Origin of the sequence: Negadavirga shengliensis, from assembly GCF_042652345.1 — a bacterium.
Classification (GTDB): Bacteria; Bacteroidota; Bacteroidia; order Cytophagales; family Cyclobacteriaceae; genus Negadavirga; species Negadavirga shengliensis.
On sequence record NZ_JBHSJJ010000002.1, the window covers coordinates 335,213 to 350,275 of the forward strand.

Consider the following 15,063-nt stretch of genomic DNA (forward strand, 5'->3'; position numbering starts at 1 on the left):
TGATTAGAAGTTTATAGTTTGATGCTCAATCCCAGCGTATAAATCGCAGGTATTGGATACACTTGCATGTCAACTCCGTTATCCACTTCGGGATTAAAGCCATTGTACCTGAACAAGGTCAAGGGTCTTTCGGCAGTAAAGCTCAAGCGGGTCGTCGGCATGGGCAAACCAAACAGGTTCTTCCCAAAAAAAGAGTAAACCACTTGGACGTTTTGGACCCGGAAGTAGGAACCATCTTCCACAAAGTAGTCGCTCATGTTCTGATTCCAGGCCTTGCGGAGACCCGCAGCGGAGGGGTATTTGTTGGACGTGCCTTCCCCTCTCCAGAGGTTGGTGGCAAGGTCTGCGTCAATGTTGGTATCATTGGTCCAAATGACTTCTCCCCGCTTCCGGTTGAGTATCTTGTTGCCTGACTGTCCCTGGATCAATGCAGAAAACTCCAGGTTCTTATAGCGTAAGCCCATATTGGCCCCGTAATTAAGTTTAGGGAAATAGGAGCCTAATACCACACGATCCTCGTCATTGATGATTCCGTCCCCGTTTTGGTCCTTAAAGATCAGATCACCGGGGACCAGATTATTGGCGGCGACAAACTCCTCGGTATAACCACTGTTCGCAATCTGGCTTTCGTTTTGGAAAACGCCTACGACTTCATATCCATAAAATGCCTGGTAGGGGCTGTCAAGGATAGAAATCTGCCTGAACTCTGCCTGACCGGCGTTGATTCGGTCCGGGCCGCCCAGTGAAAGCACAGAATTTTTCAACGTGGCGATATTTCCTCCGATGTGATAAAAAAGGTGCTGGGATATTTGGTTTTCCCAGTTGAGGGCAACCTCGACACCCTGGTTTCGGACAGCACCTATGCTTCTTCTTTGACTCCCCGCAAAAAGCGGGGTGGGTACCGCTACCGCCAGGTTCCGGGTATCCCGGATGTAGTAGTCTGCGTCCAAGGTCAGTCTGTTCCTAAAAAGTTTGGCGTTGACCCCGATGTTCTTCTCTTCGGCGGTTTCCCAACGGTCGATCAGATCGAAAGTAGGGTTTAGTCTCCTGCCGATGATACGGATATCGTCAATGGCCGTCGCGGTCTCTTCAAGTGTGGGGGCCCCTACTGCCGGAGAGATGCCGGCGTTGCCCACCTGACCCCAGGACGCCCGGAATTTCAGGAAGTCGACTCCGCGGACATTGAAAAAGTTTTCCTCCGAAAGCACCCAGCCCACACCAAAAGTGGGAAATGCTGCCCAGTTCTGCTGGAATTTGTTGGTGCCATCTACCCGATAGGTTCCATACACCAGATAACGGTCATCGTAATTATAGGCCAATCTTCCGAAATACGAAGTATAATTGATATTCAGAGCGATACCGTCTCCAATATCTTCTAAGTCCAGGTTCTGGGCATTGGACAAGTACCAGAGGTACTCGTTATTCCATGTGGGATCAGGACTAAGCAAGGTACCCCGGGCAAAAAGTCCCTCTCCATACTCATTCGTGAAGGACTGCCCCAGTGTGGCCGTCAGCATGTGGTTGCCCCACATGTTGTTATAAGTAAGGTAGTTGTCCACGATTTGATCAAACCGGGTGGAATTATCCCTTCTCAAAGCGGATTGGGGATCTGTCACCCCATTTCCGTAAGCGAAGCTCAGTTTCCGGTGATTGATCTGGTTCACCTTGTAATTGTAAGCGGTGTGGAAAGTCAGCCTATCCGGAATGAGCCTGACATCCGCGTGGAAGTTTCCGGCCAGTTTGGATATGTTGTTCCTGGTGTCATTGTACAACAGAGAATTAAAGGGGTTTTGAGGGCCCCGGTATCCAACCTGCTGGGCATTGGCCAAACGGTGCGGATATGCCCCGGTATTTTGTTCATCGTATACCGGTATGATGGGTACGGCGAAATAGGCAGCGGACCAGGCAGCCTCCTCCGCTACATATTGTCTTGCCAGGCTGAGGTTAAACGTACCTCCCACCGTTAGCCAGTCTTTGACTTCCGTGTTGAGGTTGGCACGCATATTGAGTCGCCTGTACTCATTGCGGGATTCATTGAGCAAGCCGTCCTGGGAGAAATAACTTCCCCCCACTGAGTACCGGGTTTTGGCGCTTCCTCCGTTGAAAGTCAGGCTGTGATTCTGGATGGGAGCCGGACCCATAACTTCCCTGTACCAATCCGTGTTGACGTCCGGAATATTAGGGTCCATCCGGCTACGGCCATAACGTTGGATGGCGTTTTGCACAAAGGCAATATCAGCAGCGGATCCGGTTTCGTTGACATATTGCACAAACTGCTGGGCATTGGCCATCTTCAATACATTCTGGGGATTCTGTACGCCATAATACCCGTCATAGATAATTTCCGGCTGTTGTTCGTAGTTACCGCTGTTTGTCTCCACCAAGACTACGCCATTGGCTGCCCGGATACCGTAAATCGCCTGCGATGAGGCATCCTTCAACACAGAAATGGACTTGATGTCACCGGGGTTGAGGAAGTCGATGTTGTCAAAAAACATCCCGTCCACCACATACAAGGGAGCCGCGCCACCTTCGAAGGAACCAATCCCCCGGACACGAACCGTCGGGGAGGACCCGGGAACACCCGAGCTGACAATCTGGACCCCGGCCACCCGGCCTTGCAGGGCCTGCATGGCATTGGGAGACGGGGTTTTTACCAGATCTTCTGTTTTCACCGTGCTGATGGCAGTGGTCAGGTCTTTTTCCTTCATGGCCCCGTAGCCCACTACTACCACTTCTTCCAACGACGCAGCGTCCTCCTGCATCTGTATATTGATGATGCTCGAATTGCCTACTACTCTGCTTTGCCTTTCGAATCCGACAAAAGAAAAGACCAATACGCTTTCCGCGTTTGCTTCAATGGCATAGTTACCGTCAATGTCCGTCGCGGTGCCTGTGCTTGTCCCCTCAATAACCACAGTGACCCCGGGCAACGGATCTCCGTTCTGGTCCGTGACATTTCCCGTCACTTTTTGTTGGGCCAGCAGCTCGGTGGAAAAAACCACCAACACCATTATGAACGCTAACATTAATTTTTTTGAATAAGGGATTTTGGGCTTCATGAATCCCTTACCATTTAGTAAGGCGTATATCATACTTTACAATGTTTGGTTAGATAATTGAATTTGATTTGATCACTAAACTTGCTATAAACAATTAGGCCGTCATTCGGCAAAATGAAATTAGAAGATAGACAACCGAATCATAAAAAACTTCTGAAAATTCATTGAAAAACGTATCCGTTTTCCTTAAAAAATCAAAGAAAAAAAACCGCATAAATAACAGTCAAAAAAGCACCCAAAATCCATCCAGTTGCTGTTTTATAAATGAACATCCCGTTTTAATATCGAAGATTTTGTTTAGGTTTGTTTTTGCAGGTTATCCACCAACAGACCTCGACTTTTACCCGTTTTTTCGAGATGTCATCCTAACTTCACCTTCCGTATTTACAGATCCTTTCACTTCAGGAACATGCACAACTTGGGTTTTATACACGTCATTAAGTGCACCTTTTTAATCTCTATCTCCCCCAAGGCTATAATGATTGTTTTCTTCATCTTCTGAGCCTATGTCTTCTTGTTCGTCATCCAGTTCACTTCCGGGAACATCCAGTTCTCGCCCCGCAAAATCCACTTTATCGTGCCGTTGTTTTAGCGACTCATCATCACCCATATCCATACTGAGGTCCTTCGGTCCCAAAGCCTCCATGTCCTCTTTTGTGATTTCATATTGCCTGTCAGTGCTTGCTTTGGGATTCTGCTTCTTATCCGATACGTTTTTATTGCGGGGTTTACTATTTGAATTTTTCTTAACCATGATTTCTGACCGTTGAGTTGGTAACTATTGTGCTTTGACTTTTTCCATACAATCATCAATATTCATGCCTTTACCAGTACAAAAAATTATAAATAAATATATATTTATGGACTATAAATATAAATAAAAATAACATGGTCTATTATTTGTTAGACAATTTACGTATTTTAGTTATATAATCCAATTTAAATTTTAGAATAAATAAAACTATATGATTTGTTTATTTTGGAAGATTGATCCGGTATCGTTTTTTTCCATACTTAAACTTCACCATTATGCAGGAAAATATTAAAAATACCCTTACCGAATACCTGAGCAAAGGCTCCCATGTAAGCATCAAGTTAGAAAATGGGGGCAAGTTAAAAAAGGAAAGGCTACTTCCTTATCTATTGGTGTATCGATACGCATCCAGGGAGGACAAATGTATTCGGTTGGTATTAGGTGAATCTTCCTATGTCATTTTTCCCCAAACTGAAAATCAGGATGGAGAAACGGCCCAAATAATAAAATATGTTTCCAAAAACATCTCGCAAAAAGTGGGGGCAGTAATGGTGCTGGAGTTTTGGATAGGTGAAGAAGGCAGTACCGACTTTAAGATTCTTGCTCCTAAGGGAATTGTGCCCACCACCGTGCAAACATTAGCCGAAGGGTTGGAAAGTTATGCCATCGACCGTATGAAATTGGGGGTAAAAACCGAATACAGCCAATCGCGGCATGCCCCCTGGTCTTCTCCGCTGCTTACGATGGAACAATGCCAGGAGGCTGGTATTTTATTATTGGGCTTGGAAATCCCTCCTTTTTTCTTGGACAAAGAAAAAGACGAATTCTATTACCTGGAATTCCGTGATTTTAAAATTGCTTTTTCCAAAATACTCAGAAAATGTATTTATACTTTCATCCGGGGCTACACTTCTCTTGGCATTCAGCATTATCACGCACTCGGAAGCACCACCATCAGTCCTTCTGTCTGGAAAATAGACCGGCAGTTATCTGAACTGCAAACGAAATACCAGTTTCTACTGCTTATATCCCCCTTAAATACCATGGAGGCGAAGAAGAAATTCCAAGCCAGAAACTTTCAGTCCAATCCCAGGTTTTTGTACCGTCTGCTGCCCATTGACCCGGATCAAATCAAAGAAGACCTGTTTAAAATCGATATCAGGAGCATTGAAGACCCTACCATTACTTTACTTTTTACAGCGAAAAGGGAGGAAATAGAAAAACAAGTGACGATGCTCAAAGAAAGGGGAACAAAGAATTTCCTGTTCAGCAGTATTCGTTTATACAGCTCCGTGGACAAGCACCTTTATGAGACAGCCATATCCATTTTAGAAAGCATCCCCCCGGAAAGAAGTGACGGGGGGGAATGGGTTGACTGCCATTATCTTGCAAAAAAATGCCGGGAAGAGATCGCTTATTACCGTCAGTTTTATCCGGCCATGGAGGCTAAAGTCGAGATTAAGCCTGATATCGTCGGCATGCTTGTATCCCAGGGCCAGCTGTATATCGGGGAAAGTTTTCGGGTTCCCAAAAACCGGGTAGAGGCTTTGGTCCATCATGAGGTCGGCACGCATGTACTTACATTTTACAACGGAAAAGCCCAACCTTTCACGCAAATGAGTACGGGTTTTGCAGGCTATGAAGAACTGCAGGAAGGGCTTGCTGTATTGTCGGAATATTTGGTAGGTGGCCTTACCGGTGAGCGCATGAGAATGCTCGCCGGGCGGGTGGTGGCTGCGCACAGCCTCACCGAAGGGTCCGGGTTCCGGGAGACATTTAAGCTCCTGACAGGGACTTACCGATTCAACGAAACGCCTGCGTTTGAAATCACCGCGCGCATTTATCAGGGCGGGGGATGCACCAAGGACATCATATACCTCCGGGGATTGATCTCTCTGATAAAATACCTGAAAAATGAAGGAGAACTCTCCCCTCTATATGTGGGCAAAATTGCATTGGACCATGTTCCTCTGATCAAAGAATTACAGATGAGGAAAATCCTGAACCCCCATCCTTTAATTCCCCGGTTCCTCAAGCAGCGCGAAACGCTGGCCCGGTTGAACAAAGTAAAAAAAGGCCTGCCTCTGCTTGAAATGACCGAATAACCGAACCATAACTAACTAAACACTACCATAAACTTAAACCAACATGAAAATAGGATTTGTAGTCAATCAAATAGCAACTGAAGAAGAGTGGTATGACACCACTTTATTGACATATACCGCTGTTCATAAAGGCCATGAAGTATACATCGTGGGTGTCGGGGAATTGAGCTACCTGGAGGACGGCCATATGGGGCTCCTTGCCGTAAAAGCCCCCCAAACCAAATCCCGGAACCTCGACAACTACCTTAAACTTTTCCAGGATCCTAAACGTGAAAAATTCTTCATCACCTCAAAGGACCTGGATGCGTTGTTCCTGAGAAACAACCCCTGTGAGGAAATCGGTGACAGATCCTGGGCCAAAACCGCGGGAATGATATTTGGCCAAATCGCCATGGAAAAGGGTGTATTGGTATTAAACGATCCATATGCTTTAATGACTTCGTACAACAAAATGTATTTTCAACATTTTCCTGAGGAAGTCCGGCCGCGTACCATTATTTCAAGGGATGTAGAGGAAATCAAAGATTTCTTTCAAAAAGAGAAAGGTAAAATTGTTGTAAAACCTTTACAGGGGTCAGGGGGCAAAGATGTTTTTCTTATGGACAATTCCACCAACCTCAACCAGATCGTGGAGACCATCGCCAGGTATGGCTTCGTCATCGCCCAGGAATATCTGCCCGCCGCAAAAAACGGAGATACCCGGGTGATCCTGGTCAATGGCAAAATCCTGGAGGTGAAGGGCAAACCCGCCATCATGCAGCGGGTGAACAAAGACGGGGACATAAGGAGCAACGTTCATGTGGGCGGCACACCTACCAAGGCCCAGCTCACCGATACCATAAAAACCTTATGTGCAATCGTAGGCCCCAAGCTCATCAGGGACGGTATGTTCATGGCCGGCATAGATATCGTGGGAGATAAAATCATGGAACTGAACCTGGACAGTCCCGGGGGCATCGTGAGCATGGAAAGGCTGGAAAAGGAAAAATTCTCCAATGAGATCATCACCGCCATTGAGAGAAAAATCGAGTTCAAACGCTACTATCAGGGTAAACTGCCCAATGCTTTTCTGGCCACCTTGGATGTATAAAGAAACCATCGGAGCGATGGAAGGGTTTTATTGGCATTTTTGGACAATAAAAAACCCATCGCTCCCCTGGTTTTGATATAAAGGCAAAAAAAGATAACCGTCCCATTCTGAGAATACCTGTTGTCCCCTTGAATAAGCCAATAATTCCCCAGGACTGACTTTGTCGAAATTCCTGAATCCCGGTTTCATCTTAAATTCATCGCCGGGGAAGATTTCATGACGATAAATTACCCGAAACGCATCATCTGCCACGGAAACCTTTCTAAGAAGTTCCAGATGGGACTGATAATCGGGAATGGCTTTTTCATCCACCATCCCGGCGCCCACCAAAGTAGCCCAAATAACCGACTCATGGTGGTCGACTGACCTGGGATCTTCGTGTTGTCCGGCCTCCAGCGTGAAGCCCACATGCCCTCTAAGGGTAAGGTAATGGTCAAAATGCCCTGGAATAAAATCCTCAATGCCCGAAACCACCGGCAAGGGGATCCGATTGGCAAAATTGAGATTTTCTGACCTTTTGTTTACACTGATATAAGGAACGGAAGGGGAAGAAGTGGTATGTAAATCCATGAAATTAATCCCTCTGCCATTCTCATCCGCTTCCATTTCATCCACTATGGAAAGCAGTGAGCTGAATTCATTTGCCTCATGGAATCCAGGATACCTGCCACTTTTTATGGCCGCTGCGGTGTCACGGGTACATATCCGGTTCAGGTCCCGGTCTATAAGTCTTTTACCTTCTGTTAGCGCCTTTACATTCCCCACCACCCCGATGATCCTCCCTCTTATGTCAGGACTTAAAGTTTCAAGCTTATCCATAACCCTTTTGATGGCACTTGGGCCGCTGGGCTCGTTACCATGGACAGCCCCAGTCACTAAAAGAATTGGCCCCGGGGCTAAAATGGATTCAGGATAAGATCCCAAAATCCTTTGGATTTCGGCAGATTGGGTATTCACCGGTCCGTCTTTTTGGCTCATCAGTGCTGGGATTAATTTGATTTCTTTCTATGCTTATATCTGTCTGTTTCACTGGAAGACTGCTTTTTTGCCTCTTCACTCCTTCCCATACTATCAGGTTCTTCTTTTGGGGCTTTCTGTCTGTCTGGATCCGGCACCGTGCGGGGGTCCGCATCAATAAATTCTTCAACTCCCTCTTCATCGTCGACATCTCTATCGGATATTTTCTTCTTCTTTTTTGCTTGGGCTTCAATCAGTAATAGAAAGAGCCAAAGGTATTTTCGATTATAAATTGCCGTTTTCATATGTTTATAATTGTTCCTTAATTGTCATATGGAATCTTGCATGATAGATAATCAGCCCTCCGTTCCGTGTGACGATTCCGTCATGCTCTATTTCATATGATTATAATTGTTTTTCAATGGTCATAACTTGTCCCGCACCTCAGGTCGGGATAGCTTGTCCCGGCCTGCCCCAGCCTGTCCCGAACTGGTTTCGGGAAACTTGTTTCGGGGAACTCGATTCGGGAGAATCCCGCATGATTTCCCCTGCCCCCCCGATAGCTATCGGGGCTATCGGGGCTATCGGGGCATCCCTGTGGGTGACGATCCCGTCATGCCCGATTTCATCTGTCCGTTAATTTATAATACTTAAATAATATTATATTTAAGCATATAATCAAAAATGATTCCTGATTAGATTATTGATTGGTTTTTTTTAAAAAAATAAATTTACTTTTAGAAAAATATTTCCGGGACTACAACTATTTACCATCAGAAACCTGCGCTTCTCCGCGGGCTCCTGTTCCATTATAATATAATAGGAGATGTCGAAAAAATGTAGTGATTTCACCTGATTTTCACCATGTCTTCTTCCATCAAAATATCCTGCCAGTGAGGCCTTTCCATGCCATTTTGGTCGATGGCTTTTTTGACTTTTTTCCGAAAGGCCCAAACCGTGTTTTTTCTGAGATCCAACATCCCGGCCAACTGGTCCAACGTCTGCGGTTTTGTATCGGAAATGACGGAATAGGCTATATAAAAGGCTTTTTCCAGCGGGAATCGGACACCGTGGAAAATGGTGCCCGCGGTCACTGAATCTATATAGCCGCATTTGGTACAACGGCGGGAGAAAAGTTTGGGCCCATGGCTGCATTTTGAATTGCCGCATTGTCTGCATTCAAAGCCTCTTTCCCACTTGAATTGCTCCAAATGCCTGCAGCAAGCCGATTTGTCGGGAAATATTTTCTTAAATTCTTCGTATGACAACAACTTATTGATCAAACGCGCCTGAAATGACTCCCGGATCGAACTCTTCAACTTCCAGTTGTCCTTGTCCAAAAGGGAATTGATCCTTTTTATTTCCTCATCTTTCTCCTGTAACTGCTCATTGTACTGGATAAGCAGCCTGTTTTTGTCTTCCAATTCCCTCGTCCTCTCCTTTACCTTTGATTCCAGTTCTTTGTTGACTTTTTCTTTCAGTGCCACATTGACCTTGTATTGTTGCAAAGATCTTTTCAAGGCTCTGTCGCGGATTTCTTTCATGATTCTAATTCTGTCCCCCAAAGCAAATGACAATAAAACCATCTCGATCAAAAAGGCAAGATGCAGGCTATAATAAACCAATGTACTGTGTTCGATCAAAGCCGTATTGGCCATCACCTTGATCACCGCCCCCACAAAAAGAACTCCATAGGCCATTACAAAAAACCTGGCGACTTTGTAGCCTTTTGCCAGAATATAGATACTCGAGATAAAAATCAACAAGAAAGGTATTACGTCAAAATAGGAAATGTCGAAATATTTAACATCAAAAAACAACCCATTTATGAAAAACAGGCTCTTGATTCCCAGCGACGCCAACAACAAATAATGAAACACAGGGGATTTGTCCCTGGTATTTAGAAACCTGAGGGAAAAAAGGATGGCCCAAATCACAATGGAAAAACTGAAGATCCCATTTACAAGTAGATTAAATTCGGGGTTGTTTGGCCAAAGATATTGGTAGCCCACACCATCAAGGCTCATGGCGTATAAACCCACGCTCAGCAAATAAAAAATGTAATAAATATACTTCATTTCCCTCACTGCCAGGAAAATCAGAAAATTGTAAAATGCGATGATGATGATCATACCATAGAAAAGTCCATACAGGAAATACTCATTCAGGGCATAGTATACAAACCTGTTAAAGGACCTCACGGCAATTCTGATATCCGCCTTCTGGGAAGAGTTGATCTTAAAATAAAAATTGGAAATGCCCTCTCCCTCATTGTCGATGTTCACCTGGAAATTTTTATGAAAAAACTCCCTGTCCCGAAAAGGTCGGGCATCCCCCATGGTTTTCTGTATGTAATTCCCCTCCTTATCCGGGATATACGCTTCAATATGGTCAATGCTCTGGTCGTAAAACTCAATGAGCCATTTCTTTTTGCTTTTAGGAAAGTTCTTAATGGAAAGTTTCACCCAATAGGTGAAGGCCGTATTAAAGTTGTTCTTGCTAAAGGAAGGCCGTATTTTGATGAGCTGCTGAAACCCAGGCTGTATCACTTCGTCAAAAGTAAGTGAATTGGTACTGTCTTCGAAAAACTCAAGTTGGGAGATGGAAAAGATCCGTTCCTCCCAATTGTCATCCAAATTCAGCGTAGCCGATCCGGACACTCTCTGGCCATATACCCCGGAAATTTGCAGGATAAAAAGAAAAAGGCAAGCAGATCTTAACAAGGTAAGATGAACACAGGTCATAAGGGTCGCTTCGTATTATACCCCAAATTTAAGGGATTTTATACATTTCCCTACTTTAACTTTTTGGCCTTCATGTGGCCCTTCTTCATATCATAAGGCAGTATCCACGCCCGGCCTTGGCTGTCTCCAAAATAAAGCTGGGATTTGCTGAACTCATCCGGATTTCCATCCGCCCAAAAATAGAGAAATGGGTCCTGTCCATTGACCACCCTCCTGATATAATTGTGGTTCCTAGGACTATTCTCTGTAATCTGCTTTTCCTTTTTCCAGGTTCTGCCACTGTCGCTGCTTTTCCACATCACCACTTCTCCGCCTGCCCCCCAGGGTTGGGGACTGTTTTCCGTAGGAGCGATCACCATCCACTCATCCCCATCTACCCACAAGCTTCCTGTATCATAATTTTGATCTGATTCGGTGATTCTATGGTTTTCCCATTCCTCTCCGTTCCAGTGAATCACCGCCCATTGCCTGGGGCCGTGCTTGGGGCCGGGCTCGTGGCCGGGTCCAGACAGGTACAAGGCAACAGGGTTGCCATTCCGGTCAAAATTCACGTCTTTGATGTACACATTCTCCCCTTTGGAGTAAAACTCCTTAACCAATGTTTGAGATTCCACCGAGGTCACCGGTATTTGAAGCGGTTCCCCTTTTATATCCGTCCAGGTTTCTCCAAAATCAGTCGTCTGAAGATAATATATGTTCGTTCTACGGTCCACATTGCCGTCCGGGTGCCAGTTACAGAAAAAAACCACTTTCTCCCCATGCTGCCCACTGATCTGATAATGTCCGCTGTTTCTATCCCCCTCTCTTTTGATGGCAACCAATTTTTGATCCTCCGTCCATTCCTCCCCATCCGGACTGGTTTCATAATAAAGCTCCCTCATACCTGTATATTTGGTAAATAGATTTAAAAAACCCCTGCCCGGGATAAACTTGGGTTGAGGGTATGTCATCTCCTCTTCTGTAACCCGGTCAAACGCTTCGATGCTATAGGGTTCCTTGCTTTTGTATTTGTAGCCCATCCTTTTTCTCCCCCTGCCGCTTACAAAAACCCATATATACCCCTCCCCGTCAATGGCCAGACTGGGATTATCATGGGGATCATCCACTCCTTCCTTATCGTGAACCACCACAGGCCTGGAAACCCGCTTTTTGCCATGATCATAACTTCCGATCATGCATAAAAGGTATTTTTCCCCTTCAGAAGTAGTGCCGCCATATACAAAAAAGGTTTTGTTAACCTCCGGGGCGTAGATGGCCAAAGGAATATGTTTTGCAGTATAAGTTCCCAAGCCACCTGAATATTTATCCCCATATTCTGAAAACTGGCCTAAAGTAAACCATATCCCTTTATAGCCCTCCACGGTAGGGAAAAGCCCGGAATCTAGCTGTTGGGAAAAGGATGCCACGGCCACACCATTGATGACCGTCCATAAAACAAGTACTTTAAAGAATTTCATCATTCGGATTAGGGTTGATTTTCAAAAATATAATAATTCATCCAATCTAACAGGTCCTTATTCATAAATTTGAAACCAAAGATTATTTTAGCGTATTTTCGAGGATGACGAAGGGCAGCCCGTGATCCATCCATTTGTCAAAATATTCTGTATAATCCGTTCCAAAAACCATGGATCCCAGTATAATGTCCACATCTCCGTCACCATCTATATCCCCTACGTCCATCACAATCCACCTTCCCTCACTTGATCCTTCAAAAGTGGAAGCTTCAAATTGTATGTCCCCTTTATTTTCCAGGTAAATGAAGCTTTCCTCAGACGAGTTTTCATAATCTGGAAAAAAAGATATGGCCACAATGTCTATGTCACCATCTTGGTCATAGTCCCATGGAACCGCATTATAAGCCCCATTCAAGGGATAGAAAAATTCCTCGGTAAACCTATTGTGGCCATTGTTGAGGAATATCCGGATTCCATGATAGGGTTTTGGAACTGGGTCATAATCAGCATTGTCCCCTGCGGTGAAAATAATGTCTTCATGACCGTCATTGTTAAAATCAAAGAGGTTGAAGTAACTTGATCCGTAGGAAGCGGGGAACCTGATCACATTTTCTTCAATAAAGCGGCCATTTCCCTGGTTGTAATAGATGAATATACCCTCATCCCCCTGTCCAAATAGGGCTATGATATCCTGTCTGCCATTCCCGTTCAGATCCCTGACATAGGCCTTCGTGGCCCCGGGCTTGTTTCTCAAAACATTCCTTCTGTAACTACCATCCCTTTCCTGTTTCCACCATGAAAGTGAACCCGTGTGCTTCCCATATTCACAGATTACGAAGTCCTCAAGACCATCACCATCGAAGTCTCCAAAGTCCACATGAACCGGCCTGTGTAAATCCTGCGCCAGTATTTTTGCATCACCCCCGGGTCTGTCCGGCAACCGCATCAAAAAACCCAGATTCATATCCGTGGGGTTAAAAGTGCCTATCACAAGGGCATAACTTGCATTTTCGCCCTCATGGATCCATACTGCCCCTCCCGGCGCGGGGGCGGATTTCACGGTTTTCAGATTTCTGTCCAAAATGGATAATGTGGAAGTACCTGCATCACTGATGTAAAATCCGTTTTGACTGGAAATTTTGACCAATGTAGTCATCGGATTTTTTGACTTGTAGGGAGGTTTTTTGACCTTAAAATTTCGAAGCCCGGTGCTTATCTTCCCGGCGGATGAAGGCGGGAGGTTCTCAGGCGCCTCTTCCAGATAGAAACTTTTGATTTTGCTGTAAATGGCCGGGTCCAAAGTCGGCGTGGTAGGAAAAATATTCAGTTTCTCGACCAATTGACCTGGTCTACCGCCCTCTATCAGACCGGCTCTGGTAGTATCTGATTCGTATATTCCGTAATAATGGCCCATCCTGGGCAGGATGTAAGTCTCCCAGGTTTTTTTATCCAACAGTCCCGGTTCGGGGTACATATGACAGCCAGAACAATAGGACCTGGCCAACTGAGCTCCTGAAATTTCATCCCCGCTCAATGTGTCAGACCGAACCGCCGGATGTGCTTCCGTTTCTTTTATGGCTGTGGATTTTTCTTTGCATGCAAAGAAACACAGGCTGAAAAACATCAGGCAGAATCCAAAAACCCTTAACGTTTCCACAATACAATCTTTATTTTTAACCTCATTCCTAAAAGTTACAATAAAAAATAGGTATCCAACAAAAGTTACTGTAAAAATGCTTGTGGTTGCGACACGACTGCTTAACGTCGGCCGACAAGGGTCATTTACCCCACTCAGGGAAACCAGTTAACCTTCTTCAGGAAGAATTCAATCAAAAAAACCTTTTAACTCCTTCTTTTGCTTCAGTTTCACAAAATCCATGATATTAAAAGGCTTCACCCAAAAATCTATAATATTATCATATCGTTTGGCCTTATCTTTATCTGCTGTCTCAATGGAAGAAGTAATAATAATCACCGCAAGCCTAACGGGAAGCTTGATTTCAGCTACCGTATCCAGAACGTCCCAACCGGATAATCCGGGCATGTTTATGTCCAAAAATAAAAGATAATCTTTGTCTTCGTCGCCGGCATGTTCCACCAGATATGAAACCGCATCTTCTCCGTTGTTAAAAGAAATCACAGGATCAAGTATGCCCGCTTTTTCCATCAGTTTTTTTTGTAAGAGGACCACTATCGGATCATCATCTACTAATAGTATTTTCACTTTCTAACAATTAAATTTTAAACGTTTTTCCCTAAAAATTTCAGGAAACCATACAGGGCTTTCAGCAAATGGGTCTCCAGGTGATTTGATATTTAATACGTTTTTATATATTCGAAATACATTTTTTCAAATGTAAATTAAGATTAATGAATTTAAAAAAAAACAAACTATTTTTTTTCGAAAAAATATTTTATTCTTTTTTTTGTAATAAAATTTATTTTTATGTTGATAAAAAAAACATCTTTTTTATTAAATCGGCCTTGAAAATTTGAAAAAGCCGGAACCTTTCCTTCTCCGATTGTTAATGGCAGGGTTTTGACAGTCTAAGCCCAGTTCCCCGCCAATCGGGCATAGGTAAACCCGCGTAGCGGGTGAAAATATTGTACCCCGGGGATGACAGTCCCCGGACCCCATATACAGATTTCACAGGATTTTGGCGGCCGTTTTTGCGGGGAACCAAGCAAAAACCATGACAAAATCCAACCGGAATCGAAAATAACAGGTAGAAACATCGCCCAAGTCAGGTTTTAAACCCTGTTTTGTCAAAGTTGACCCCTGCCTTCTTACCTCAGACGGCAGGGCCGGAACCGGCTTTGAAAAGGGAAATAAAAAATCTGCCCTATTTTCCTCCAAGGGATTAAGGGAAAAAATCAGATTGAATTATTGAAGG

General features: G+C 44.6%; 10 protein-coding genes. 2 read left to right on the forward strand and 8 right to left on the reverse strand.

What is annotated here, in order from left to right:
* Positions 1-11 precede the first annotated feature (11 nt).
* Entirely contained in the window at positions 12-3,029 is a 3,018-nt protein-coding gene (locus ACFPFU_RS04350) for a SusC/RagA family TonB-linked outer membrane protein (protein ID WP_377061886.1), read from the reverse strand.
* Between the two features lie 484 nt (positions 3,030-3,513).
* Positions 3,514-3,816 (reverse strand): hypothetical protein, encoded by a 303-nt coding sequence (locus ACFPFU_RS04355; protein WP_377061888.1) that lies wholly within the window; start codon positions 3,814-3,816, stop codon positions 3,514-3,516.
* A 275-nt stretch (positions 3,817-4,091) separates the two neighbouring features.
* Between ACFPFU_RS04355 and ACFPFU_RS04360 the strand changes: the two genes are divergently transcribed.
* Both ACFPFU_RS04360 and ACFPFU_RS04365 read left to right on the forward strand, forming a co-directional pair.
* Entirely contained in the window at positions 4,092-5,921 is a 1,830-nt protein-coding gene (locus tag ACFPFU_RS04360; protein WP_377061890.1) for a flavohemoglobin expression-modulating QEGLA motif protein, read from the forward strand.
* 43 nt (positions 5,922-5,964) lie between these two features.
* Positions 5,965-7,011 carry a glutathione synthetase gene (locus ACFPFU_RS04365; RefSeq protein WP_377061892.1) on the forward strand — a complete coding sequence of 349 codons (1,047 nt, stop codon included), beginning with the start codon at positions 5,965-5,967 and terminating at the stop codon, positions 7,009-7,011.
* A gap of 27 nt (positions 7,012-7,038) precedes the next feature.
* Here ACFPFU_RS04365 and ACFPFU_RS04370 read toward each other — a convergent pair whose 3' ends face one another.
* The 6 genes from ACFPFU_RS04370 to ACFPFU_RS04395 form a co-directional block, all read right to left on the reverse strand.
* The gene (locus tag ACFPFU_RS04370) at positions 7,039-7,989 is read right to left on the reverse strand and encodes a succinylglutamate desuccinylase/aspartoacylase family protein (protein ID WP_377061894.1); all 951 of its coding nucleotides are present in this window, start codon (positions 7,987-7,989) and stop codon (positions 7,039-7,041) included.
* 11 nt (positions 7,990-8,000) lie between these two features.
* Positions 8,001-8,273 carry a hypothetical protein gene (locus ACFPFU_RS04375; protein WP_377061896.1) on the reverse strand — a complete coding sequence of 91 codons (273 nt, stop codon included), beginning with the start codon at positions 8,271-8,273 and terminating at the stop codon, positions 8,001-8,003.
* Positions 8,274-8,816: 543 nt separating this feature from the next.
* On the reverse strand, positions 8,817-10,712 hold the full coding sequence (locus ACFPFU_RS04380) for a 7TM diverse intracellular signaling domain-containing protein (RefSeq protein WP_377061898.1): 1,896 nt from the start codon (positions 10,710-10,712) through the stop codon (positions 8,817-8,819).
* A 50-nt stretch (positions 10,713-10,762) separates the two neighbouring features.
* Positions 10,763-12,172 (reverse strand): BNR-4 repeat-containing protein, encoded by a 1,410-nt coding sequence (locus tag ACFPFU_RS04385; RefSeq protein ID WP_377061900.1) that lies wholly within the window; start codon positions 12,170-12,172, stop codon positions 10,763-10,765.
* A 79-nt stretch (positions 12,173-12,251) separates the two neighbouring features.
* Positions 12,252-13,826 carry an FG-GAP repeat domain-containing protein gene (locus tag ACFPFU_RS04390; protein WP_377061902.1) on the reverse strand — a complete coding sequence of 525 codons (1,575 nt, stop codon included), beginning with the start codon at positions 13,824-13,826 and terminating at the stop codon, positions 12,252-12,254.
* A gap of 168 nt (positions 13,827-13,994) precedes the next feature.
* Positions 13,995-14,393, reverse strand: coding sequence for a response regulator (locus tag ACFPFU_RS04395; protein WP_377061904.1), 399 nt, complete (start codon positions 14,391-14,393; stop codon positions 13,995-13,997).
* Positions 14,394-15,063 lie beyond the last annotated feature (670 nt).

Bases quoted from the DNA above. Each gene is read 5' to 3' on its own strand.
- ACFPFU_RS04365 (WP_377061892.1), top strand. From the start codon at position 5,965: ATGAAAATAGGATTTGTAGTCAATCAAATAGCAACTGAAGAAGAGTGG.
- ACFPFU_RS04355 (WP_377061888.1), bottom strand. From the start codon at position 3,816: ATGGTTAAGAAAAATTCAAATAGTAAACCCCGCAATAAAAACGTATCG.
- ACFPFU_RS04370 (WP_377061894.1), bottom strand. From the start codon at position 7,989: ATGAGCCAAAAAGACGGACCGGTGAATACCCAATCTGCCGAAATCCAA.
- ACFPFU_RS04350 (WP_377061886.1), bottom strand. From the start codon at position 3,029: ATGTTAGCGTTCATAATGGTGTTGGTGGTTTTTTCCACCGAGCTGCTG.
- ACFPFU_RS04385 (WP_377061900.1), bottom strand. From the start codon at position 12,172: ATGATGAAATTCTTTAAAGTACTTGTTTTATGGACGGTCATCAATGGT.
- ACFPFU_RS04375 (WP_377061896.1), bottom strand. From the start codon at position 8,273: ATGAAAACGGCAATTTATAATCGAAAATACCTTTGGCTCTTTCTATTA.
- ACFPFU_RS04360 (WP_377061890.1), top strand. From the start codon at position 4,092: ATGCAGGAAAATATTAAAAATACCCTTACCGAATACCTGAGCAAAGGC.
- ACFPFU_RS04380 (WP_377061898.1), bottom strand. From the start codon at position 10,712: ATGACCTGTGTTCATCTTACCTTGTTAAGATCTGCTTGCCTTTTTCTT.